The sequence below is a fragment of the Arthrobacter sp. 131MFCol6.1 genome (assembly GCF_000374925.1).
Lineage (GTDB): Bacteria > Actinomycetota > Actinomycetes > Actinomycetales > Micrococcaceae > Arthrobacter.
Map to the genome: position 1 here is coordinate 25,019 of NZ_KB895546.1, position 22,012 is coordinate 47,030.

Here is a 22,012-nt window from a genome sequence, read left to right on the forward strand (position 1 = left end):
CGGCCCCTCTCTGATACATCCCTTACGGGCTCAACCGCTGCTGCGGCCACATATTCAAGCTAGGCCCGCGGTGTTTCATCCGGACGCGCCGGATGTGTCCGGCGCGTAAAAGAGAGCTCACACGGCCGGAAATGCATTCGTGATGCAGAAGTTAAGATCACGAAACATAAGGGAAACTGAAGCGAAATTCCGGTTGCCTAGTCTGGGACGACAAGCTGCAGAGCACCGTCTGCGGCCCATGCGAAAGGCCCACCGTGACCGGACACCCCTCAAGCCACCCGAACCAGGGCGCAACCAGCGCCGCCCCGCGCCGCATTGTGGTGGCCGGCGGCGGCCCCGCAGCGCACCGGTTCGCCGATGCCATGCACGCCCGCGGACTCGATGGCTGGCACGTTACCGTCCTCACCGAGGAAGCCCACCTCCCCTATGACCGCGTCGCGCTGAGCAAGGCACTCACCGACAGCGACGTCGACCTCACCCTGGGCAGCGCTTCCATGTGGGACCACACGGCCCTGAACCTCAAGACCGGCGAGCGCGTCACCAGCATCGACGCCGCCGGCAAGACCGTCCAGACCGCGGCGGGAACCATCTATCCGTATGACGAACTAGTAGTCGCGACGGGCTCGGACGCTGCCCGCCTGCCCATCCCGGGCGCCGAACTCACCCACGTGTACCGCACCCTTGAGGACGTCTGGTCCATCAACAAGGCCATCGCGGACCTCACCGCGAAGCTGGGCCGGAAAGTCAACGCGGTCACCATCGGCGGCGGTCTGCTGGGCCTGGAATCCGCCGCCGGCACCGAACAGCTCGGCGCCACCCCGATCGTCATCAACGGCTCGCCGTGGCTCATGAACACCCAGCTGGACGAGGGTGCCGGGCAGGCACTCGGCCGGCTGATCGAGGCCAAGGGCTTCACCGTCCACGGCGGCGTGTTCCCCTCCGAGGTCCTCTCCGACGACGACGGCCAGGTCACCGGCGTCCTCATGGCCGACGGCCGGATCATCGACGCCGACATCGTGATTGTCGCGATCGGCGTGCGGCCCCGCGACGAGCTGTTCCGGGCCGCAGAGGGCGCACCGCAGCAGTTCCAGCTCGGCCAGCGCGGCGGCGTCGTCATCTCCGACGACTGCTCCACCGAGGTTCCCGGCATCTGGGCCATCGGCGAGGTCGCCAACTTCGGCGGCATGTGCCTGGGCCTCGTGGCCCCGGCCAACACGATGGCCGAAATCGTCGCGGACCGGCTGCACGGCGGCGACGCGACCTTCCCCGGCTTCGACACCGCCACCAAGCTCAAGCTCTCCGGCGTCGACGTCGCCAGCTTCGGTGACGCCTTCGCCCGCACGGAACACGCGCTCGAGATCGTCTACGCCGACCCCGCCCGCGGCGTCTACCAGAAGATCGTCACCACCGACGACGCCAAAACCCTGCTCGGCGGCATCTTCGTCGGCGACGCCTCGCCCTACACGTCCCTGCGCCCCATGCTGGGCCGCGAACTGGCCGCCGAACCCGGCGCCTACCTCACCGCCGCAGGCGGCGGCGACGCCCCGGAGACCGAGCTGCCGGACGACGCCATCCTGTGTTCCTGCAACAACGTCTCGGCCGGAACCATCCGCGACACCGTCAACGGCTGCGGGAGCTGCGACGGGAACGCACCCGTCCAGGAACTCGGCGAGCTCAAGGGCTGCACTCGCGCCGGCACCAGCTGCGGATCCTGCGTGCCGATGCTCAAGAAGCTGCTCGAGACCGAACTGACCAAGTCCGGCGTCGAGGTCTCCAAGGCCCTGTGCGAGCACATCGAGCTGTCCCGCCAGGAACTCTTCGACGCCATCCGGGTCCTGGAACTGACCTCCTTCGAGGAGATCATGGCCAAGTACGGCACCGGGGCCGGCTGCGATATCTGCAAGCCGACCATCGCCAACATCCTCGCCAGCCAGAACAGCGCCTACGTCCTGGACGCCGGCCGCGGCACCCTGCAGGACACCAACGACCGCGCCCTGGCCAACATGCAGAAAGACGGCACCTACTCGGTGGTTCCGCGGATTGCCGGCGGCGAGATCACCCCAAAGAAACTCGGCGTGATCGCCGCGGTCGCCGAGCAGTACGGCCTCTACACCAAGATCACCGGCGGGCAGCGGATCGACATGTTCGGCGCCCGGCTGGAGCAGCTGCCCGAAATCTGGAAGATCCTGGTGGATGCCGGCTTCGAATCCGGCCAGGCCTACGGCAAGAGCCTGCGCACGGTGAAGTCCTGTGTCGGCTCCACCTGGTGCCGCTTCGGGGTCCAGGATTCGGTGGCCATGGCCATCCAGCTTGAACTGCGCTACCGCGGCCTCCGCAGCCCGCACAAGCTGAAGATGGGTGTCTCCGGCTGCGCCCGCGAATGTGCGGAGGCCCGGGGCAAGGACGTCGGCGTCATCGCCACCGCCGACGGCTGGAACCTGTATGTCGGCGGCAACGGCGGCGCCACCCCGGCGCACGCCCAGCTGCTGGCCAAGGACCTCGACGACGAAACCCTGATCAAATACATCGACCGCTACTTCATGTACTACATCCGCACGGCCGACCGCCTGCAGCGCACCGCGCGCTGGCAGGAAGAACTCGACGGCGGCATCAAGCACGTCGAGGACGTGGTGGTGCACGACACCCTGGGCATTGCCGAGGACCTGGAGGCCGCCATGGCCAAGCACGTTGACACCTACGTCGACGAATGGGCCGACACCCTGAAGGATCCGGAACGCCTCCGCCGCTTCCGCTCCTTCGTCAACGCCCCGGACCAGAAAGACGATTCGATCACTTTCGTCTCCGACGAGCGCGGCCAGATGCGCCCCGCGACAGCGGAGGAGAAGGCGCTGGCCGGTCAGCAGCCGGTCCTGATCGGGGCTTCCATTCCGGTCCGTGCCACCACCCCGGGACTGTCTGACGAGAACGAGGTATAGCCATGCAGCTCACCATTGACCTCACCGGACGCGAAGTCCTGGTCACGGGCGCGGACCACGCCGCACGTCAGGCCGTGCGGCGCTATGAGGCGGCCGGCGCCGTCGTGTTCCGCCTCAGCACCCCACAGGGCGCCGGCATCGACGGCCCGCTGCCCGAGCGCCCGTTCCTGGTGGCGGCTGTCGACGACGGCCAGCCGGGCTGGGAAGCCCTCCTGGGCCGGTGCCGCGCCACGGGCATTCCGGTGGCGGCCGAGCCCCCGGCCGGTCCGGCGGGCCACGTCACGCTGGTGGGCGGCGGCCCCGGGACCACCGAGCTGCTCACGGTCGCCGCCGTCGCCGCGCTGCGCGATGCCGACGTCGTCTTCTACGACCGGCTCGCCCCGTACCAGGATCTGCCGTCCCTGACCTCGGCAGAGCTTGTGGATGTGGGCAAGAAGCCCGGCCACCACAAGGTCAGCCAGGCCGACATCGAAAGGCTCATGGTGGAAAGCGCGCTGGCCGGCAACAACGTGGTCCGCCTCAAGGGCGGGGACCCCTATGTGTTCGGCCGCGGCGGCGAGGAAGTCGCATCCTGTGTCGCGGCCGGGGTTCCGGTCCGCGTGATCTCCGGAGTCACCAGCGCCATCTCGGTTCCGGCCGCCGCCGGCATCCCGGTCACGCACCGCGAAGTCAGCCACATGTTCACCGTGGTCTCCGGCCATGCCCCGCTGACCGAGAACGAATTGACGCACCTCGCCGGGCTCGGCGGAACCATTGTGGTCCTGATGGGCATCGGCACCCTGCACCACCTCGCAGCCGGACTCCGCCGGGCCGGGATGCGCGCCGACATGCCGATGGCGGTCGTCGAACGCGGCTACCGCCCCGGCCAGCGCACCACGATCGCCGAGCTGGGCACCATCACCTCCGCAGCCGCGGGCTGCAGCAACCCCGCCGTCCTGGTGATCGGGGACGTTGTCCGGGTGGCCGAGGCCAACCGGGGCTGCGCCGGGGCCACGGCGGAGCTCGACCGTCTGGCCGCATCACTGATGGAGGCGTAAGGATTCCCATGAGCGCACTGAACGCCGTCGCCGCAGACTTCCCGGAGCCCGGCGCACCCCTGTCCCCGTTGAACCCCTCACTAACCCCCGCATTAACCGCCGCCGCACCCGCGGCGGAACCCGCCGAGGACGCGACCGACCGGGACCTTCCCCTGGACGGCTTCCGGATCGGCGTCACCTCGCACCGCCGCTCGCAGGACCTCATCGAGGCCCTGGAACGCCGCGGCGCCGAGGTGCTTCACGCCCCGGCCCTGAAGATCGCCCCGGTCCGGGAGGACCAGAGCCTGATCGAGGACACCCGGGCGATCATCGCCGCCCGGCCCGACCTTTGCATCGCGACCACCGCCTACGGCATGCGCCGCTGGTGCGAGGCCGCGGACACGTTTGGCATTGGCGACCAGCTGTTGGAGACCCTCTCCGCCACCCGCATGTTCGTCCGCGGGCCCAAGGCCCGCGGCGCCGTGCGCGCCGCGGGCCTCGCCGACGTCGGAATCAGCAGCGACGAAACCACTGCCACGCTCGTGGACATGCTCCTGGCCGAGGGTGTGCGCGGCAAGACAGTCGCGGTGCAGCTGCACGGCTACACCGATGTCCGCCAGCTCGAGCGCCTGCGCATGTCCGGCGCCACCGTCCTGACCGTCACCCCGTACCGCTGGGTCAAGCCCGACGGCGCGGACCGGCTGCCCAAGCTCATCGAAGCCGCGTGCAGCGGCAACCTGGATGTCCTGACGTTCACCAGCGCGCCCGCCGTGGACGCCATGTGGAGCACGGCGCACGAGATGGGCGTCTACAAACAGCTCGTGGAGAGCCTGAAGACCACCGTGGCGACAGCCGTCGTCGGGCCCATCACCGCGCAGCCGCTGCTCGATGCCGGGCTGCACCCGCTGATCCCGGAACGGTTCCGGATGGGCGCCCTGATCCGGCTCGTCTGCGAGCATCTGGCGCTCAACCACGTCCGCCGGCTCGATACCGTTTCCGGCAGCGTGGAGCTGCGCGGCCGCTCGCTGCGCATCAACGGCGAGGCGGTCGAGATGGCGCCCGCACCGCTGTTGCTGCTGCGCGCGCTGATCGGCGCCGGCGGGGCTGTGCTGTCCCGCGAGGCGCTCTCGGACCTGCTGGAGCTGCGCGGTTCCGTGCATGCCCTCGACATGACCGTCAGCCGGCTGCGGTCCGCGCTGCCGGACACCCGGCTGGTGGAAACCGTGGTGAAGCGCGGCTACCGGATCCGGGTGTAGCGGAGGCGACCGAGCTGTCTGCACGAAGTGCCCTCCGCGGGGGTGTGACCCACGGCATTACCGGCCGGTAAATACTGGCGAACAGGCAGGGCAGAAGCGGCAACACCCGGGAAACACCCCGGAAAAATCGGACGCCTACGCTGGGGTTCATCAAGCACACCGGCCACACGATGGCCACCCAGCGAAAGGGCCAGCACATGTCCGCTCCGGCAATGTCTCCCACCTCCACCTCTGCCCTGGCAGGCGCTTCGGCTGCCGCCGCCACAACGGCCGCCCGGCCCAGGATCGTCATCGCCGGCGCCGGCCGGGCCGCCCAGGCGCTCGTCCGGCAGCTCGCCCGGACCCCGTTCGCCGGCGCCATCACGGTCCTCAGCAACCGGGACGACGCCCCCGAGGAATTGCTGGAGCTCGCCGTCCTGCCCCAGGTGTCCGTCCGCTTCGGCCAGCCCGCCAGCTACATCGACGCGGACAACCGCCGCGTGACCACCGCCGACGGCATGGAGTTCGACTACGACGAGCTCGTCATCGCCACCGGTTCCGCCCCCGCCGAGGCGCCGGTGGAGGGTGCGGCCCGGTGCCTGAGCTATTCCACGATCGACGACGCCGCCGGGCTGGGCGAGGCCGTCAAGGACGTCACCCGGGTCCTCGGCCGCCGCCCCCTGGGCATCCTGGTCGGCACGGGTTCGGCCGCCGGCCAGGCCGAGGCCGTGCTCCGGTCCCGCGGCGTCCGCCCGGTCCGCACCACAGTCCGTCCCGCCGCCGTCGTTCCCACCGCCGCCGGGTCCGTCCTGCCGGCATCCGGCATCGTCTTCGAGGACGGCTCCAGCATGAACGGAGACCTCGTGATCCTCGCCGAGGAGCGCATCGCCCGCGACGAACTGGCCGCCACGGCAGGGCTCGCCACCGCTGCCGGCGGCGGGATCGTCATCGGCCAGGACTTCCGCACCTCCGTGCCGGGCATCTGGGCGATCGGCGACGCGGCAGCTTACGACGGCGTCCGTCTCGGGCTGCTCGTGGCCTCCGGTTCCGCGGCGTCGGTGTGCGCTTCCCAGTTGCTTCAGGCCGCCATGGCCCGGCCCCTGGCGGCCGCCGCCTAGACGCCCTGGAGAGGCCCGGCCGGGGCATCCGCCGGGCACATTCCTATGGCAAGATGGTTCCCTGATAAGCCGCGCACCACGCGGCGCCGCCAGGGCCCGCAGGCCCACAAGGCCCGGGAAGGGACCGCCGCGTCCCAGGCCCGCCACGAAAGGGACCACCATGAGCCAAGAAGCCGCCACCGGGGGGACGCCCAACATCGCCTCCTACATCGACCACACCCTGCTCAAGCCGGAGGCCAGCGAGGCGGAGATCCTCAAGGTCTGCGCCGAGGCGGCGGAGTACCACTTCAAGTCGGTCTGCGTGAACCCGGTCTGGGTCAAGACCGTCAAGAAAGCGCTCAAGGGCTCCGGCGTCCTGACCTGCTCCGTGGTGGGATTCCCGCTGGGCGCCACGCCGAGCGACGTCAAGGCCTTCGAGGCCCGCGGCGCGGTCCTGGACGGTGCCGAAGAAGTGGACATGGTCATCAACATCGCCGCGGCCCGTGCCAACGACAAGGGCGCGCTGGTGGATGACATTGCCGCCGTCGCGGCCGCCGTGCACGAGGGCGGAGCCATCCTGAAAGTCATCATCGAAACGGCGCTGCTGGGCGATGACCAGAAGGTGCTCGCCTGCGAGGCCGCGGTGGAAGCCGGGGCGGACTTCGTGAAGACCTCCACGGGCTTCAACGGCGGCGGGGCCACGGCCGACGACGTCGCTCTCATGCGCCGCACCGTCGGCCCGGACCTGGGTGTCAAGGCCTCCGGCGGCGTGCGTTCCCTGGCCGATGCTCAGGCTATGATTGCTGCAGGTGCAACACGTATTGGCGCCAGCTCCGGTATCGCGATCGTCAAGGGTGAACAGGGTTCGTCCGCGTACTGACCGTGCCGGCACCGCCCACAGTTTTTGAGCCCCCCGGGGCCGAGGAGGAACGAATGTCCAGCAACACCACCCCGCAGACCGAAAACAGCCTCGGCTCGACCATCGTCATCTTTGCCGCGATGATGGTCCTGTTCCTCGGTGCGATCTACTCGCTGTCCTTCCTGACGCTGGACAACACCTGGCCGATGGCTGTCTGCCTGGTCCTCTTCGCCGCAGCGTTCTGGATCCCGCAGACCCTGCTGGGCCGCTCGGATTCGGCCGGCGAAAACTAGCCACTCCTTCCGCTTAAATGACTGAAGCTCCGGATCATCCGGAGCTTCAGTCATTTAACCGGCTGCAGTTCTAGCCGGGCACCAGCGCGAACAGGCCCTTGACCAGTCCCGTGCCGAGCGCCAGGGCCGCGGGGAAGTGCGCTTTGGCCACCGCCAGGCCGGCGCCAAACATCCCCACCATGGCGTAGCCGCTCACCGGGATCAGGACGAACCATTCCCGCCGCGATCCCGCCCGGCCCAGCAGCGGGATGGAGAACGCCCCGTTGGCCCTCCAGATGTTCTTCAGCAGCGGCAGTTTGCGCAGGACCTTCGGCGGCTTGATCACCAATGGCCAGAGCAGCGGCACTCCCCCGGTGGTGATCATGTCCCCCACAATGTGCACCAGCACCCCGGTGAGCATCGAAACCGGCAGCCAGGTCCACTGGTGCGGCGCGAACCACGTCACGAGTCCGGCCATGAGCAGCCCGACGATCCAGTTGCTGATCCAGCCGAATTTCGGGAAGAGTTTCAGTGCCTTCGCGGCGATGTTGATCATGAACATGCACAGCAGGCCAGCCCCCACGGACAGCAGCCCCCACTGGGTCTGCACCTGCCACTGCCCGGCGATCGTGGCCAGCAGCACGAAGAACGCCGCGCCCAGCACCGAATGCGTGCCCTGCCGGTGGCCCCCGCTGGCGTTCTCAATGCCGCGCGCCACCAGGTTGGACAGCGGCGGCAGCGCGTGCGCCACTGTGCTGGCGCGGTGGTCCCAGTCGCAGACCAGCGCGGTCCCCGCCGTCGCCATGGCGCCGATCACGATTCCGGTGGGATCCAGGGGGTACCAGCCGAGCGCATACGGGCCGGTCGAGGCAATGGCTACCCACGCCGCGGCTCCCGACGCGGCGTGATGTCCTCCCATCATTCTTTTATTTCACCGCCGGCGTGGCAGAGACAGGGGCGTCGGAGAAGATGTTGCGGATCACGCCGTTGGCCCACTCCAGGATCTCGGCGTCCTGCAGGTCCCGGCCGCCGATCCTGGCGGTCTTGGGCTTCGGGACGAGCACGGCGTCCAGGGCAGGCTTCGCCTGCGCGCCGGGGTACATCCGGGTCAGGCGCATGAGCTTGGACTCGGGCAGCTGCGCCGGGGAGAACTTGATGAAGTTGCCCTGCAGCGCGACGTCGGACAACCCGGCCTCGCGGGCGCCCACCCGGAACCGGGCGACGTCAATCAGGTTGGTGGCCGGCAGCGGCAGTTCGCCGTAGCGGTCCACGAGCTCCGCGAGGACCTCCTCGATCGCCTCGTAGGTGATGGCGCTGGCGAGCTTGCGGTAGGCCTCCAGGCGCAGCCGTTCGCCCGGCACGTAGTCGTGCGGCAGGTGCGCGTTGACCGGCAGCTCGATCTTCATTTCGGCGGCCTTCTCCTCGGCCTCGCCCCGATATTCGGCCACGGCCTCGCCGACCAGCCGGATATAGAGGTCGAAGCCGACGCCCTGGATGTGGCCGGACTGCTCGCCGCCGAGCAGGTTGCCGGCGCCGCGGATTTCCAGGTCCTTCATGGCCAGCTGCATGCCGGCGCCGAGCTCGTTATGGGTCGCGACGGCCTTGAGCCGTTCCAGCGCCACCTCGCCGAGCGGCTTTTCCGAGGGGTAGAGGAAGTAGGCATAGGCGCGTTCACGGCCGCGGCCCACACGTCCGCGCAGCTGGTGCAGCTGGGAGAGGCCGTACTTGTCCGCGCCGTCCACGATCAGGGTGTTGGCGTTGGAGATGTCCAGGCCGGTCTCGATGATCGTGGTGCAGACCAGGACGTCGAAGCGTTTTTCCCAGAAGTCCACGATGATCTGTTCCAGCCGGCTCTCGGACATCTGCCCGTGCGCCACCTCCACCCGGGCCTCCGGGACCAGTTCGCGGATCTTCGCCGCGGTGCGGTCGATCGTGGACACCCGGTTGTGGACGAAGAACACCTGGCCTTCGCGCATCAGCTCACGGCGGATCGCGGCGGAAGTCTGCTTGTCCGTGTACGGGCCCACGTATGTCAGCACGGGGTGCCGTTCCTCCGGCGGGGTGGCCAGGGTGGACGTTTCGCGAATGCCGGTCAGGGACATTTCCAGCGTGCGCGGAATCGGGGTGGCGCTCATGGCCAGGACGTCGACGTTGGTGCGCATCTTCTTCAGCGCCTCCTTGTGTTCGACGCCGAAGCGCTGCTCCTCGTCCACGATCACCAGGCCAAGGTCCTTGAAGCCGAAGTCCTTGGACAGCAGCCGGTGCGTGCCGATCACGACGTCCACGGAACCGCTCTTGACGCCGTCGGCGGTTTCCTTGGCCTCCTTGCCGGTCTGGAAGCGGGACAGCGGCTTGACGACGAGGGGGAAGCCGGAAAACCGTTCGGTGAACGTCTCGTAGTGCTGCTGGGCGAGCAGCGTGGTGGGCACCAGCACGGCGACCTGCTTGCCGTCCTGGACCGCCTTGAACGCGGCCCGGACCGCAATCTCGGTCTTGCCGTAGCCGACGTCGCCGGAGATCAGCCGGTCCATGGGGATCTCCCGCTCCATGTCGGCCTTGACCTCGTTGATGGTGGTCAGCTGGTCCGGGGTCTCCACGTACGGGAAGGCCTCCTCCAGTTCCCGCTGCCACGGGGTGTCCGGGCCGAAGGCGTAGCCGCGGGAAGCCATCCGGGCCGAGTACAGCCGGATCAGCTCCCCGGCGATCTCCTTGACCGCCTTGCGCGCCTTGGACTTGGTGCTCGCCCAGTCCGCGCCGCCCATCTTGCTCAGCGCCGGAGTGTCGCCGCCCACGTACCGGGTGACCTGGTCCAGCTGGTCGGTGGGCACGAACAGCCGGTCGCCCGGGGCTCCGCGCTTGGACGGGGCATATTCCAGGACCAGGTATTCGCGCACGCCCTCGCCGCCACCGGCAACCTTGCGCTGGATCAGCTCCACGAACCGGCCGATGCCGTGCTGTTCATGCACCACGGAGTCCCCGGCCACCAGCTGCAGCGGATCCACGGCATTCCGCCGCTTGGACGGCATCCGGCGCATGTCCTTCGTGGACCCGGCCGAGGTCCGGCCCAGCAGGTCAGCCTCGGTCAGCAGCGCCAGCTTGAGCGGATCCAGGACAAAGCCGCGGCCGACGGCGGCGGTGGTCACCTCGATCAGCCCGGCCTGCGGATCCGCCTCGAGCGTGTCCACCCGCGCGCACGGGATGTCGTTGTCGTGGAAGAGTTCGGCGAGGCGCTGCGCCGGGCCGGGGCCCTCGGTGACCACGACGATCCGCCACTGGTCCCGGACGCGGGAGCCGATGAAGTCCATCATTTCCGCCACGTCGCCCTGGTAGCCGCGGGGTTCCCGGGCGTGCAGGTTCAGGACGTCGACGTCGGGCAGCAGCTCTTCGTCGCTGGCCAGCGATGTGATGGACCACCAGGAGACGCCGTGCTCGAGGGCGGCGGTGCGGGTATCGGTCAGCGAACGGAAGCTGGCCGAGTGCAGGGCAACGGAGGCCGCGGACGTCAGGTCGAGCGGCGCCGTCCCGCCGTCGGACGCCGTGGACCAGGCAGCCTCGAGGAATTCCTCGTTCGTGGCGGCGAGGTCGTGGGCCCGGGTGCGGACCTTCTCCGGCTCGATCACCACCGCGATGGAACCCGCCGGGAGCTGGTCCAGGAACGGCACCATGGCGTCCACCAGCACGGGGGCCAGCGATTCCATGCCCTCGACGGCGATGCCGCCGGCGATCTTCTCCAGCATGTCCGCGGCGGCCGGGAGTTGGGACTTCAGGGTGGCGGCGCGGGACATGACGGAGGGCGTGATCAGGATTTCGCGGCACGGCGGGGCGTGGAGTTCGGTGGGATGGTGCAGGCCGGGCGCGGTCAGCGAGCGCTGGTCGGCGACGGCGAACCAGCGCATCTGGTCCACCTCGTCACCAAAGAACTCGACCCGGATGGGGTGGTCCTCGGTGGGCGGGAAGACGTCCAGCATGCCGCCGCGGACGGCGAACTCGCCACGGCGGGTCACCATGTCCACCCGGGCGTAGGCGGCGTCGGCAAGGCTCTTGACGACACCGCTGAAGGGTGCCTCCTGTCCGACTTTCAGGGTCACCGGCACCAGTTCGCCCAGGCCCGCGACGATCGGCTGCACGACGGCGCGGACGGGGGCCACCACCACGCGCAACGCACCGGCAGTGGACGATTCGGGGTGCGCGAGCCGCCGCAGCACGGACAGCCGACGGCCCACGGTGTCCGAGCGCGGGGAGAGCCGCTCATGCGGCAGCGTCTCCCAGCTGGGGAACTCCGCGACGGCGTCGGCCGGCAGGAAGGCGCGCAGGGCCTCGGTCAGGTCCTCGGCCTCGCGGCCGGTCGCGGTGACGGCCAGGACCACGGGCACTCCCCGGCCCGCCCCGGCAGAGCCGGGTTCGGCAGGGCCGGCTTCGGCAGGGCCAGCTTCGTTCCCCGCCAGGGTCGCGAGTCCGTCCGCCATTTCCGCGAGCAGCGTGGACCGCATTCCGGCCGGGGCGCTGATCTGGTAATCCTCGCTGCGGGCGGCGAACCCGCGGGCGGCCTCGGCCTGGATCCGGGCGTAGTTCCGGTCTTCGGCGAGGACACGGCGCAAACCGGTGAGAGAGGGGCCGTTGAGGCTCATAGCTGTTGCTCCTGATGGGATCACGGGGTGCAGGCAACACGAATAGCCGAAATTCGTGAGAATCCCGGGCCCTCCAAGCCTACCGCGGAGCCCCGGGGCCCGCCGACGGGCCCGGCCGAAGAGGCCTGTCCACGTGACCTGCCCGGGGCACCGCCGACGGGGCTAGGCTGGCTGGAGGAGCGCGGGCCCATCCAACGCCGGCCCCATCCAACGCCGTCCCCGCACCGAATGGCTTGGTAGGCCACCCGCCAACCGCTGGCTGACAAGGAGTCACCATGAACGGCACAACCGCAACCCCTGAACCCGCTGGAACTCCTGCTCCAGCCCCGCAGGCAACCACCGCAAAGGCCGCATCCCCGAAGACCGTGCTCGTCACCGGGGCCACCGGCTACATCGGCGGCCGGCTCGTCCCCCGGCTCCTGGAAGCCGGACACAGGGTCAAAGTCGTGGTCCGCACCCCGGCCAAGATCGCCGGCGTGCCGTGGCTGGACGACGTCGAGGTGATCCACAGCAGCCTCGACGACGGCGACGCCCTGCAGGCGGCGCTCGACGGCGTCGACGTCCTGTACTACCTGGTCCATTCCATGGCGGCCGGGGCCGGCTTCGAGGCCAAGGAAAAGGCGATGGCCGGGACGGCTGCCCGGGCCGCGGCCGCCGCCGGGGTGGACCGGATCGTCTACCTCGGCGGCCTGCACCCGGCCGGCGCCGAACTGTCCACCCACATGCGCTCCCGCGAGGCGGTGGGGAAGGTCTTCCTGGACAGCCCGGTGGACGCAGTGGTCTTCCAGGCCGGCGTCGTGATCGGCTCAGGCTCGGCGTCGTTCGAAATGATCCGGCATCTGTCCGAGACGCTCCCGCTGATGCCGGCCCCGAGCTGGGTGCGCAACAAGATCGAGGCGATCGCCGTCCGCGACGTCCTGTACTACCTCGTGGCCGCGGCGTCGCTGGAAGGAACCATCAACCGGACCTTCGACATCGGCTGCCGCCAGGTGCTCAGCTACGCCGGAATGATGCAGGAATACGCCGCCGAGGCCGGCCTGCCGCACCGGGTGGTGCTGGCGCTGCCGGTGCCCGCCCCCAAACTGGCCGGCCTGTGGGTGGCGCTGACCACCCCGATCCCGCTTTCCATGTCCCTGCCGCTCGTCGAATCGCTCCAGCACGACGCCATCGCCGCCGAGCACGACATCGATGCGTACATCCCTGCGCCGGAGGGCGGCCTGACCCCCTACCGGCGGGCCGTGGCCCTCGCCCTGGGCAAGGAACGCGACGGCCAGGTGGAGACCACGTGGGCCAGCGCCGGCGTCGACGCCGATCCCCTGCCGAGCGACCCGGACTGGTCCGGCCACGCCGTGTACGTGGACGAACGCAGCTTCCAAAGCGATGTGGACCCCAAGTATGTCTGGACCGTCATCGAAGGAATCGGCGGCCGGAACGGCTGGTACTCCCTGCCGCTCGCCTGGCAGGTGCGCGGCTGGCTGGACAAGCTCACGGGCGGGGCGGGGCTGCTGCGGGGCCGCCGGCACCCGCACCTGCTGGCCGAGGGCGAGGTGGTGGACTGGTGGCGGGTCGAGAGGATCGACCGGGGCCGGCTGCTGCGGCTGCGGGCCGAAATGCGGGCCCCGGGCCGGGCCTGGCTCGAACTTTCCGTGGAGCCGGAGGGGACGGGCAGCCGCTACCGCCAGCGCGCCATTTTCTTCCCCAAGGGCCTCAGCGGCCGCCTCTACTGGCTCGCAGTGCTCCCTTTCCACAGCATCATTTTTCCCGCCATGTCACGGAATATCACCGCCGCCGCCCGGGATCTGGAAAACCTCGAATCGGAGCCAGCCGGGCACACGACGTAGGATGTTGGAGCCCGAAACGTCCACTTCCACATCACGGAGGACCCCCTATGGCCCTGAGTGCATCCACCACCGTTCCGCACAGCGTTGACCGCGTTACCGCGGTTTTCGTCAATGAAGACTTCCTGCGCCACACGAGCGAACTCGTTGGCGGCACCCTGGAATCCTTCGCCATCGACGGAGACCCCGCCGGCGCTTTCAGCACCACCACCGTGCGGACCATCCCCACCACCCGGATGCCCGACATCGCCCGGAAATTTGTCGGCGCAAGCCTGAAGGTGACGCAGCTGGAGGCCTGGGAGGCCCCCACCGCCGACGGTTCCCGGCAGAGCACGATCTCCCTGAAGGTCTCCGGCGCACCGCTGGACGTGAACGCTGTCCAGCGTCTCGTGTCCGACGGCGGCAGCACCCGGATCGAGCTCGAGGGCGACGTGACCTCCTCGGTGCCGTTCCTCGGCGGCAAGATCGCCGACGCCGCAGAACCGATGGTCGGCAAGGCCCTGAACCTGCAGTCCCAGCAGGCCCAGGCCTGGCTCGAAAGCCACTGACCCAGTGGAACTGCCCGCGGTCCTCGCCGTCGTCCTGATCGTCGCCGGCGTCTGGTCCCTGGTTGTCTGGCCGCAGTTCCTGCGCCGGGTCATGAAGGATCCGCGTGCACGCGATGCCAACGGCAAGGCCACACGCTTCCTTACCGTCCATGTGGTCCTGGTCAGCATCTCCATGCTGCTGGGGGCCGCGACGGCGGCGATAGGCGTGGCCGGGCTGCTCAGCTAGCAACCGGCACACCGGCGGTCATATGCCCGCCGGTGTGCCGGTTTCCTGCTTTCGTGGCGTGCCGGCCGCTAGAATCAGCAAAAAGGTGCACCGCTGAAAGGGGACGCCAGTTGCTACCCCGCCGCGTCGCCATCTGGGGCCTGTGCGCGTGTGTTCCGGTCCTCGGCCTGATTGCCTTCTGGCCGGTGCCCGTTGACCGGGGCGCGGCCAACAACCTCAATCGGTGGCTCCGGCAACTGCACCGCTGGGGCGTCCCTCCCTGGTTCGACTACGGCGTCGTGGAATTTTCCTCGAACGTGGTCCTGTTTGCTCCGCTGGGAGCCCTGGTCGCCATCATCCTGGGCCTGCGGCACTGGTGGGGCGGTGCCGTCGCCGGGTTCATGCTCTCCGTCGTGATCGAACTTGGCCAAATGGCATTCCTGCCGGCGCGCTTTCCCTCCGCTGCCGACGTCGCCGCAAACACGATCGGCGCCATGGCCGGCGCGCTGGCGGCCAGGCTGTTCATGGTACGCCGAGAGGCTGTTCGATCCCGACGTCCACCACGTACCCTGTGAACAGGGCCCGACGGGAGGAAATCGGAACTATGCGGATCTCGGTCATTGGTTGCGGTTACCTGGGCGCGGTACATGCTGCCTGCATGGCAAAGCTGGGTCACGACGTTGTCGGAATCGACGTCGACGAACACAAGGTGGCCCAGCTTTCAGCAGGCCACGCCCCCTTTTACGAACCCGTGCTCGACGACCTGCTGTCCCAACTTGAGGAGTCGGGCCGGTTGCGGTTCACCACCGACATGGCGGCCGCCCGCGGCGCCGAGGTCCACTTCATCTGCGTCGGAACGCCGCAGAAGCGCGGCGAAAACGGCGCCGACCTGCGCTTCGTCGACGCCGCCGTCGCCTCGCTCGCTGAGTACGTCTCCCCCGGCGACGTCGTCGCCGGGAAATCCACGGTACCTGTGGGAACCGCCGCGGGGCTGGCCGAGGTGCTGGCGGACGCGGAGCCCGGCGCCTCGCTGGTCTGGAATCCCGAGTTCCTGCGCGAAGGCCATGCCGTGACGGACACCCTGAACCCGAATCGCTTTGTCTACGGCACACCGGACGGCAGCGAAGACCATCCCGCGGTGGCCGTCCTCGACAGGGTCTACGAGACGCCCCTCGCAGGCGGGACACCCCGGTTGGTGACGGACTACGCCACGGCGGAACTGGTGAAGACGGCAGCCAACTCGTTCCTCGCGACCAAGATCTCCTTCATCAACGCCATGGCCGAGGTCTGCGAAGCCAGCGGCGCTGACGTCACCCGGCTGGCTGATGCGATCGGGCTCGACGAGCGGATCGGGCGGAAGTTCCTGAACGCAGGCATCGGATTCGGCGGCGGGTGCTTGCCCAAGGACATCCGTGCCTTCATGGCCCGCGCCGGCGAGCTGGGGGCGGACCAGGCCCTGACATTCCTGCGGGAAGTGGATGCAATCAACATGCGGCGCCGGACCCGGGTGGTGGAGCTGACGCGCGAACTGTGCGGCGGGTCCCTGCTGGGCCAGCGGGTCGCCGTCCTGGGTGCGGCGTTCAAGCCCGAAAGCGACGACGTCCGGGACTCCCCCGCGTTGAGCGCCGCCGCGCAGCTGCAATTGCAGGGCGCAGTGGTGACGGTCACCGATCCCCAAGCCCTGCCCAACGCCGCCAAGCGGTTCCCCGAACTCCAGCTGGAACCGGACCTTGAGACGGCGCTGCACCGGGCCAATGCCGTGCTGCTGCTGACCGAGTGGCAGGTGTACCGGGAGCTGGATCCGCACGCGGCCAAAGCGCTCGTGTCCGCGCCGCGCATCCTGGATGGCCGCAACGTCCTGGACCCTGCCAAGTGGCGGGCCGCCGGGTGGACCTACAAGGGCCTGGGCCGCCCCTGACGTGTTGCCGTCAGGCCGTCAGCGCCTGGCCGAGGGCGTCCTCCGCGGCCACCCAGGAGAGCATGGCGCATTTGACCCGGGCAGCGTAGCGGGACACGCCCTCGAACGCCGCGGCGTCGCCGAGCACCTCGGGGTCGGCCGGCACCTTGCCGCGCGAGCGCAGCACCTCGCGGAAGCTGTCGATGACGGTACGGAGTTCCGCGACGGTCATGCCCTCGGCGAGGTCCGTCAGCACGGACGCCGAGGCCATCGAGATTGAGCAGCCGTCGCCGTCCCAGCGCAGCTCACTGACCTTCCCGCCGGCCACGGACACCCGGACCGTGATTTCGTCGCCGCAGGTCGGATTCAGCTGGTGCGACTGGCCGGAGCTGGCCTCCTTGGGTGCGTCCGCGGCGGCCAGGCCGCTGCCGTGCCGGGCCTTGGCGTGTTCGAGGATGATCTGCTGGTAAAGCTGGTCAAGACTCATAGATGTCCGTCCTAGGCTTGGAAGTAGGCACGGACATCGGCGGCCGCGTTCAGGAACGCGTCCACATCGTCCGTGGTGTTGTAAAGGTACGTGCTGGCGCGCGTCGTCGCCGTCAGCCCGAGCCGGCGGTGCAGGGGCTGGGCACAGTGGTGGCCGACCCGCACGGCGATGCCGCGGCTGTCCAGGAACTGGCCGACGTCGTGCGCGTGGACGCCCGCGACGTCGAATGCCGCCAGGCCAATCCGTTCCTGCCCGGCCGCGGGACCCAGCACCCGGATCCCTGGGATGGATTCCAAGCCGCGCACGAGGCGCTGGCCCAGTTCGGCTTCCCAGGCGTGGATGCGGTCCATCCCGGTTTCGCTGAGGTAGTTTACCGCCGCGGCGAGAGCCACCGCCTGCGAGATGCGCTGGGTGCCGGCCTCGAAGCGTTGCGGGCTGGGCAGGAAACCCGCCCGTTCCATCGTGACGGTGGTGATCATGGAGCCGCCGGTCAGGAACGGCGGCATCGCGTTGAGCAGCTCCGAGCGGCCATAGAGGGCGCCGATGCCGGTGGGGGCGAGCATCTTGTGGCCGGAGAACACCGCGAAGTCGACGTCGAGCGCCTTGACGTCCAGGGGCAGGTGCGGCGCGGACTGGCAGGCGTCGAGCACCACGAGGGCCCCGGCGGACCGGGCCAGGGCCACCAGGGCGGCCACCGGGTTGATGGTGCCGAGCACGTTTGACGCGTGCGTGAACGCCAGGACGCGGGTGCGCGGGCCGATGATGCCGGCGGCGGCCTCCAGGTCCAGGGCGCCGGCGTCGTCGATCGGGATGAACTTCACGACGGCGCCGGTCCGGGCCGCCAGCTCCTGCCAGGGGATCAGGTTGGCGTGGTGCTCCATCTCCGTGACGACGAGCTCGTCGCCCGGGGCCAGGGCGAACCGGGCCGCTTCGGGTCCGGCGCCCGGCAGGGACGCGTTGAGGAAGGAGTACGTGAGCAGGTTCAGGCCCTCCGTGGCGTTGGAGGTCCAGATCAGCTCATCCCACTCCGCCCCGACAAAGTCCGCCACCGTTTCCCGGGCGTTTTCGAACGCCTCGGTGGCCTCGACGGCGAGGTGGTGTGCCCCGCGGTGGACCGCGGAGTTCCGCTGCTCATAGAATTCCTGCTCGGCCGCGAGCACGCTGAGCGGGTTCTGCGAGGTGGCACCGGAGTCCAGGTAAACGAGCGGCCTGCCGTTGACGTGCTGCTGCAGGATCGGGAAGTCGTTGCGGATCCTCAGGACCTCCTCGTTTCCGAGCGCGGCGGCAGAGCGGCGGAGGTGGGCTGGGGTGGCAACCATGGCGGAGACTCCTGGATCGGCGTTCGCTGCGGCGTACACCGCGCCGGCCTGGCAGCCAGCGCGGAAAATACGTCACACAGATTAAGCCTAATTATCCCACGTTCCAGCAGCGCTCCTGCGCGGCCACCGCGCGGACCCGCACACCGCGGAACTCGGTGGGGGTGACATCCAACGGCGGCGCCGGAACCTCTGGCCGGCCCGCACTGCGGTGGCGGGGGCTTGCCCGACGTGCCGGCGCCGCGGGTGGCCTCCCGGCGCTCACTGCGGGTACGAGCCGGCCCGCACTGCGGTGGCGGGTGGCTTGCCCGACGTGGCGGCGCTTATTGCCGGGACCGGCTAGGGAATGCCCACAAGGCGTCGTCACACGCCGCTACCCCCTGCGGCGATCTCCGACGGCGCACCTGCCAGGTTCGCGCTTCTCGATGGCGCGGACCCGCGTTCAGACCGATTAAGGGAGCCGGCGGCGGCTGGGGGGAGAGCCTCGGTCTCAGAAGGCTCTGACGCCGCCGGCTCCGACCTTGGCGTGTGGCTGCCTGTTGGGGCACCGCACGGTTCCAATGAAGGAGTTGGTGGAAAAGATTACGGCCCGATCACCTCTAATGGTGGCAGTGGCTGCATCCGCAAGCAAGGAATTCGAGACCACACTTTCCTCGGTCGATGCTTGCGGTTGATAACCGCCCTCAAGTTCCTCATTTTGAGACCTTTGTGAGCTGTTCGGGTTGGAGCTGTTCGGGTTGGAACTGTTGGGGTTGTGAGCTGTTCGGGTTGGAACTGTTCGTGGGACTGGGTTAAGTCAATCGCCCGGACCGGCTCTGCACACGAGTAGCGTTTACCCGACTTCTGACGCCCTACTCGCCTTGGCACTACTTGGAGCTACTCCCGCTGCTCCCGCGGCCACCCGTGCTGTACGCAGCAATAGCCAATTCATGTCGTGCCCGGTCCGGTCAGGAGTGCAGGGGGCCGAGGTCCAGGAGGTCCGCCCGCCGGCCAACGCCGAGCTTGGCGAAGATCCGGGACAAGTGCCCCTCCACGGTCCGTAGGGACACGCAGAGCGCGGTGGCGATCTCGGCGTTCGTGGCCCCGCCCGACACCAGTTCCAGGACTTCGGTCTCACGGGCAGTCAACGGGGCGCCGTGATCGCTGCGGACGACCTCTAATTGCGCGGACATTCCGGCCTCCACGAGGCGGTGATGGACCCGGCGCTGGACCGCGGTAAGCCTCCACCGCTCCGGGTCGTCTGCCAGGATACGCTCCGCCTGCTGGGCGGCTTCAAGGGCAAGGAGCCCGTGCCCTGCATTGAGCGCGTCGTCGCTGATGCCAATGAGGTCGGACGCATCGGACGCCGACACCGCTCGCGCGTAGGACTCCACCAGCCGGGCCTCGGGGCCGTCGACCGCTCCGCTGCTGAGGGCGAGGGCCTCGGCGCCCGAGGTGTCACCGCCGCGGAGCGCGAGCCGCCTGATATCGGTTTCAACGCCCCGCAGGCTCTCGTGCAGGGCCTCGTCCGCCAGCCGCGCCAACGCCCCGGCACCGCTCCCTCCGGGCCCCTCTCCGGGTTCAGCCGCCCGGCAGTACGCCTCTGCCAGCAGGTGAAGGGTTTTCGGCTCCCGGTACACCGAAAGCCGGTAGGCCAGCACATGCTGGCGGGCCTCATGGTGGCGACCGACGGCGCCTGCGGCATAGGCCGCGACGGCGCGCGCAAACGGCAACAGGCCCAACGGGTCGGCGATAGTCAGTTCCTCCACACCCAGCCGCAGTTCGGCCAGGCTTTCACGCATCCTGCCCTGCCGCAACCGCGAATATCCCCGCATGAGGTGCAGCATGCCGCCGCTGTACAGCAGCCGTCCAGGCTCACGGGCCGCGTAATCGTCCAGGACATTTCCGAGCCGGTCCCAGTCGCCGGCCGAGATCAGGTTCAAGCAATGGCGCACCACGAGGTCCTCGTAGACCAGGGGGAGCTCCAGACTCGCGTTTCGGGCCCCGCCCCATGCCTCGCCGTCCAAACGCAGCCCTGCCCGGAGTTGGCCTTGGGCGGTCAAAAGTTCGGCGAGGAGGGAAACTGCCGGTACCCGGATTTCGGGATAGGCGCCGGCCGCGTCGATGAGTTCGCGCAGCACGGTTCCCACTGCCGTGAACCTGCCATCCCACGGGCGACTCAAAAGCTCTGTGGCCAGTCCCCCAGCGGCTGTCCCGTCCGACGGCCGTCCTGCCGGAGCGTGTCCGGGACCGCCGGTGCAAGCTGCGATTTCCGCAGACAGCGAATCCCGTGCCCGCGATTCCAGGAGCCCTGGTTCCATGGGCAACACCAAGCCTGGGCGTTGTGTGACGGCGTCGGCATGCTCTTGCCGGGCCGGCGTCGCAGACCCGAGCCGGGCTGCGAGCAGGGCAGCCAGGTAGGACGGCCGTCCGGAGGGCACCGGCCACGCGGCCTCGAGACACGCGACAGCGGCCTCGGTGTGCCCGGCAATGAAATGCGAATAGGCCAACTGGATCCTGGCCTCGGGGAGGAACCGGGCGTCCCGGATGGCGCCAGCCGCCCGGGCCGCGGTCGCAGGGTCCAAGTCCGTGTTCGCGGCGACAGCGGCTTGCAGGAGCTGGAGCGGAGGGATCTCTACGCCGCAGTCCATGGACCAGCGCAGCCGGTTGAGGGCCGCTCCCGGCGCCGCGGCCCGCGCCGACGGAAGCGACAACACACTCGAACGCAGGGCCGAACTGCGGCCGGCCGGGACCCGGTGGCGGATGATCTCGCCAAGGATCGGGCTGGCGGGCCGCACCAACCGGTCCTGCCCCTTGGAGACAGCGATGATGCCCGCCGTGTCCAGGGCATCGACGGCCTTGGGACCGCTGATCCGCAGAATCTGGGCCAGGGATAGGGGTCCTGCCAGGGCGACGATCGTCGCTGCGGTCTTTTCCTCCGGTGTCATGGAGCGCAACTGCCGGTCCACAACGTCGGCGGCCGGCACTTGGGCCATGTCGGGGTTGGCCAGTAGGAACCACACGCCGTGCCGGAGGCCCAAAGCGCCGCTGGCACGGGCATGCTGGATCAGGGACATCAGCATGAGCGGATTGCCGTCGGCCGCCTTATGGAACAACGCACTGACCCACGGAGATACGTCGGCCCGCAGGACCTGCTCGCACAATTGGTGTGTTCCGGTCCGGCTCAGCGGGTAAAGGTCGAACTTGGCGATAATCCCGTCGTCCCAGAGCGCGAGGAACTCTTCCGGAATCATCGGCCCGGGACGGCAGGCCACGAGGATTCCCGCGGCGCCAGTCGCCGCCGCCTGCGCCAACTGCCGGACGGTTCCATGGTCGAGGCAATGCGCGTCGTCGACCACAAACAGAGGGCGGTCCGCCTCGGATTTCAGGCTGCCCGCCATCGCTTCTACGACGGCGGCGTTGGAGTCGAGTTCCCGGTCAGGAAGCCGGGACAAGTACGGCGCCAGGGCACCGAAAGGAACGCTGGCCAGGGCCGGGGTGGCGGTCAGCCGAATCAGGCGGCGGTGGGGCTCGAGTTCGCGGATGGCGGCTTTGACGACGGCGGTCTTGCCCGCGCCCGCGCCGCCGATGATGAGCGCACCTGAACGGGTGTCGTCACGCAGGCAACGCACCAGGTCCTTGACCAGCGCCGAGCGCTCGATCAGCGCTGAGGTCTCAGCCAGGCTTTCCATCGCCGGT

16 protein-coding genes are annotated in these 22,012 nt (G+C 69.1%); 11 read left to right on the forward strand and 5 right to left on the reverse strand.

The annotated features are described in order from the left end of the window. Nucleotides 1-254: 254 nt before the first annotated feature. The 6 genes from nirB to C566_RS0112295 all read left to right on the forward strand — a co-directional run bounded on the left by nirB (nucleotide 255) and on the right by C566_RS0112295 (nucleotide 7,436). Nucleotides 255-2,936: a nitrite reductase large subunit NirB gene (nirB, locus tag C566_RS0112270; protein ID WP_018774641.1), complete on the forward strand. Its 2,682-nt coding sequence runs from the start codon at nucleotides 255-257 to the stop codon at nucleotides 2,934-2,936. Nucleotides 2,937-2,938: 2 nt separating this feature from the next. Further along, entirely contained in the window at nucleotides 2,939-3,973 is a 1,035-nt protein-coding gene (cobA, locus tag C566_RS0112275) for a uroporphyrinogen-III C-methyltransferase (protein WP_018774642.1), read from the forward strand. A gap of 8 nt (nucleotides 3,974-3,981) precedes the next feature. Continuing rightward, nucleotides 3,982-5,208, forward strand: a complete 1,227-nt coding sequence (locus C566_RS0112280; RefSeq protein WP_018774643.1) for a uroporphyrinogen-III synthase — start codon at nucleotides 3,982-3,984, stop codon at nucleotides 5,206-5,208. Nucleotides 5,209-5,405: 197 nt separating this feature from the next. Then, nucleotides 5,406-6,305 carry an FAD-dependent oxidoreductase gene (locus C566_RS0112285; protein WP_018774644.1) on the forward strand — a complete coding sequence of 300 codons (900 nt, stop codon included), beginning with the start codon at nucleotides 5,406-5,408 and terminating at the stop codon, nucleotides 6,303-6,305. A gap of 160 nt (nucleotides 6,306-6,465) precedes the next feature. Continuing rightward, a complete protein-coding gene (gene deoC, locus C566_RS0112290) occupies nucleotides 6,466-7,164 on the forward strand; it encodes a deoxyribose-phosphate aldolase (RefSeq protein WP_018774645.1) in 699 nt (232 codons plus the stop codon). A 53-nt stretch (nucleotides 7,165-7,217) separates the two neighbouring features. Continuing rightward, nucleotides 7,218-7,436, forward strand: a complete 219-nt coding sequence (locus C566_RS0112295; RefSeq protein ID WP_018774646.1) for a hypothetical protein — start codon at nucleotides 7,218-7,220, stop codon at nucleotides 7,434-7,436. A gap of 70 nt (nucleotides 7,437-7,506) precedes the next feature. Here C566_RS0112295 and C566_RS0112300 read toward each other — a convergent pair whose 3' ends face one another. Together C566_RS0112300 and mfd are read right to left on the reverse strand one after the other, a co-directional pair. After that, the gene (locus C566_RS0112300) at nucleotides 7,507-8,337 is read right to left on the reverse strand and encodes a metal-dependent hydrolase (RefSeq protein WP_018774647.1); all 831 of its coding nucleotides are present in this window, start codon (nucleotides 8,335-8,337) and stop codon (nucleotides 7,507-7,509) included. Nucleotides 8,338-8,341: 4 nt separating this feature from the next. Further along, nucleotides 8,342-12,043, reverse strand: a complete 3,702-nt coding sequence (gene mfd / locus C566_RS0112305) for a transcription-repair coupling factor (RefSeq protein ID WP_018774648.1) — start codon at nucleotides 12,041-12,043, stop codon at nucleotides 8,342-8,344. Nucleotides 12,044-12,318: 275 nt separating this feature from the next. Between mfd and C566_RS0112310 the strand changes: the two genes are divergently transcribed. From C566_RS0112310 to C566_RS0112330, 5 genes are all read left to right on the forward strand, one after another. Beyond that, nucleotides 12,319-13,884 (forward strand): SDR family oxidoreductase, encoded by a 1,566-nt coding sequence (locus tag C566_RS0112310; RefSeq protein WP_018774649.1) that lies wholly within the window; start codon nucleotides 12,319-12,321, stop codon nucleotides 13,882-13,884. Between the two features lie 47 nt (nucleotides 13,885-13,931). After that, on the forward strand, nucleotides 13,932-14,429 hold the full coding sequence (locus C566_RS0112315; protein ID WP_018774650.1) for a DUF2505 domain-containing protein: 498 nt from the start codon (nucleotides 13,932-13,934) through the stop codon (nucleotides 14,427-14,429). 4 nt (nucleotides 14,430-14,433) lie between these two features. Further along, nucleotides 14,434-14,655, forward strand: coding sequence for an SCO4848 family membrane protein (locus C566_RS0112320; RefSeq protein ID WP_018774651.1), 222 nt, complete (start codon nucleotides 14,434-14,436; stop codon nucleotides 14,653-14,655). A gap of 110 nt (nucleotides 14,656-14,765) precedes the next feature. Further along, nucleotides 14,766-15,209 carry a VanZ family protein gene (locus tag C566_RS21435; RefSeq protein ID WP_018774652.1) on the forward strand — a complete coding sequence of 148 codons (444 nt, stop codon included), beginning with the start codon at nucleotides 14,766-14,768 and terminating at the stop codon, nucleotides 15,207-15,209. A 29-nt stretch (nucleotides 15,210-15,238) separates the two neighbouring features. Next, nucleotides 15,239-16,552 carry a UDP-glucose dehydrogenase family protein gene (locus C566_RS0112330; RefSeq protein WP_018774653.1) on the forward strand — a complete coding sequence of 438 codons (1,314 nt, stop codon included), beginning with the start codon at nucleotides 15,239-15,241 and terminating at the stop codon, nucleotides 16,550-16,552. A 10-nt stretch (nucleotides 16,553-16,562) separates the two neighbouring features. Here the strand turns inward: C566_RS0112330 and sufU are convergent, their stop codons facing one another. From sufU to C566_RS0112345, 3 genes are all read right to left on the reverse strand, one after another. Further along, nucleotides 16,563-17,018 carry a Fe-S cluster assembly sulfur transfer protein SufU gene (gene sufU, locus C566_RS0112335; protein WP_018774654.1) on the reverse strand — a complete coding sequence of 152 codons (456 nt, stop codon included), beginning with the start codon at nucleotides 17,016-17,018 and terminating at the stop codon, nucleotides 16,563-16,565. Between the two features lie 11 nt (nucleotides 17,019-17,029). After that, nucleotides 17,030-18,337, reverse strand: coding sequence for a SufS family cysteine desulfurase (locus C566_RS0112340; protein ID WP_018774655.1), 1,308 nt, complete (start codon nucleotides 18,335-18,337; stop codon nucleotides 17,030-17,032). A gap of 944 nt (nucleotides 18,338-19,281) precedes the next feature. Beyond that, nucleotides 19,282-22,005 (reverse strand): helix-turn-helix transcriptional regulator, encoded by a 2,724-nt coding sequence (locus tag C566_RS0112345; RefSeq protein WP_018774656.1) that lies wholly within the window; start codon nucleotides 22,003-22,005, stop codon nucleotides 19,282-19,284. Nucleotides 22,006-22,012 lie beyond the last annotated feature (7 nt).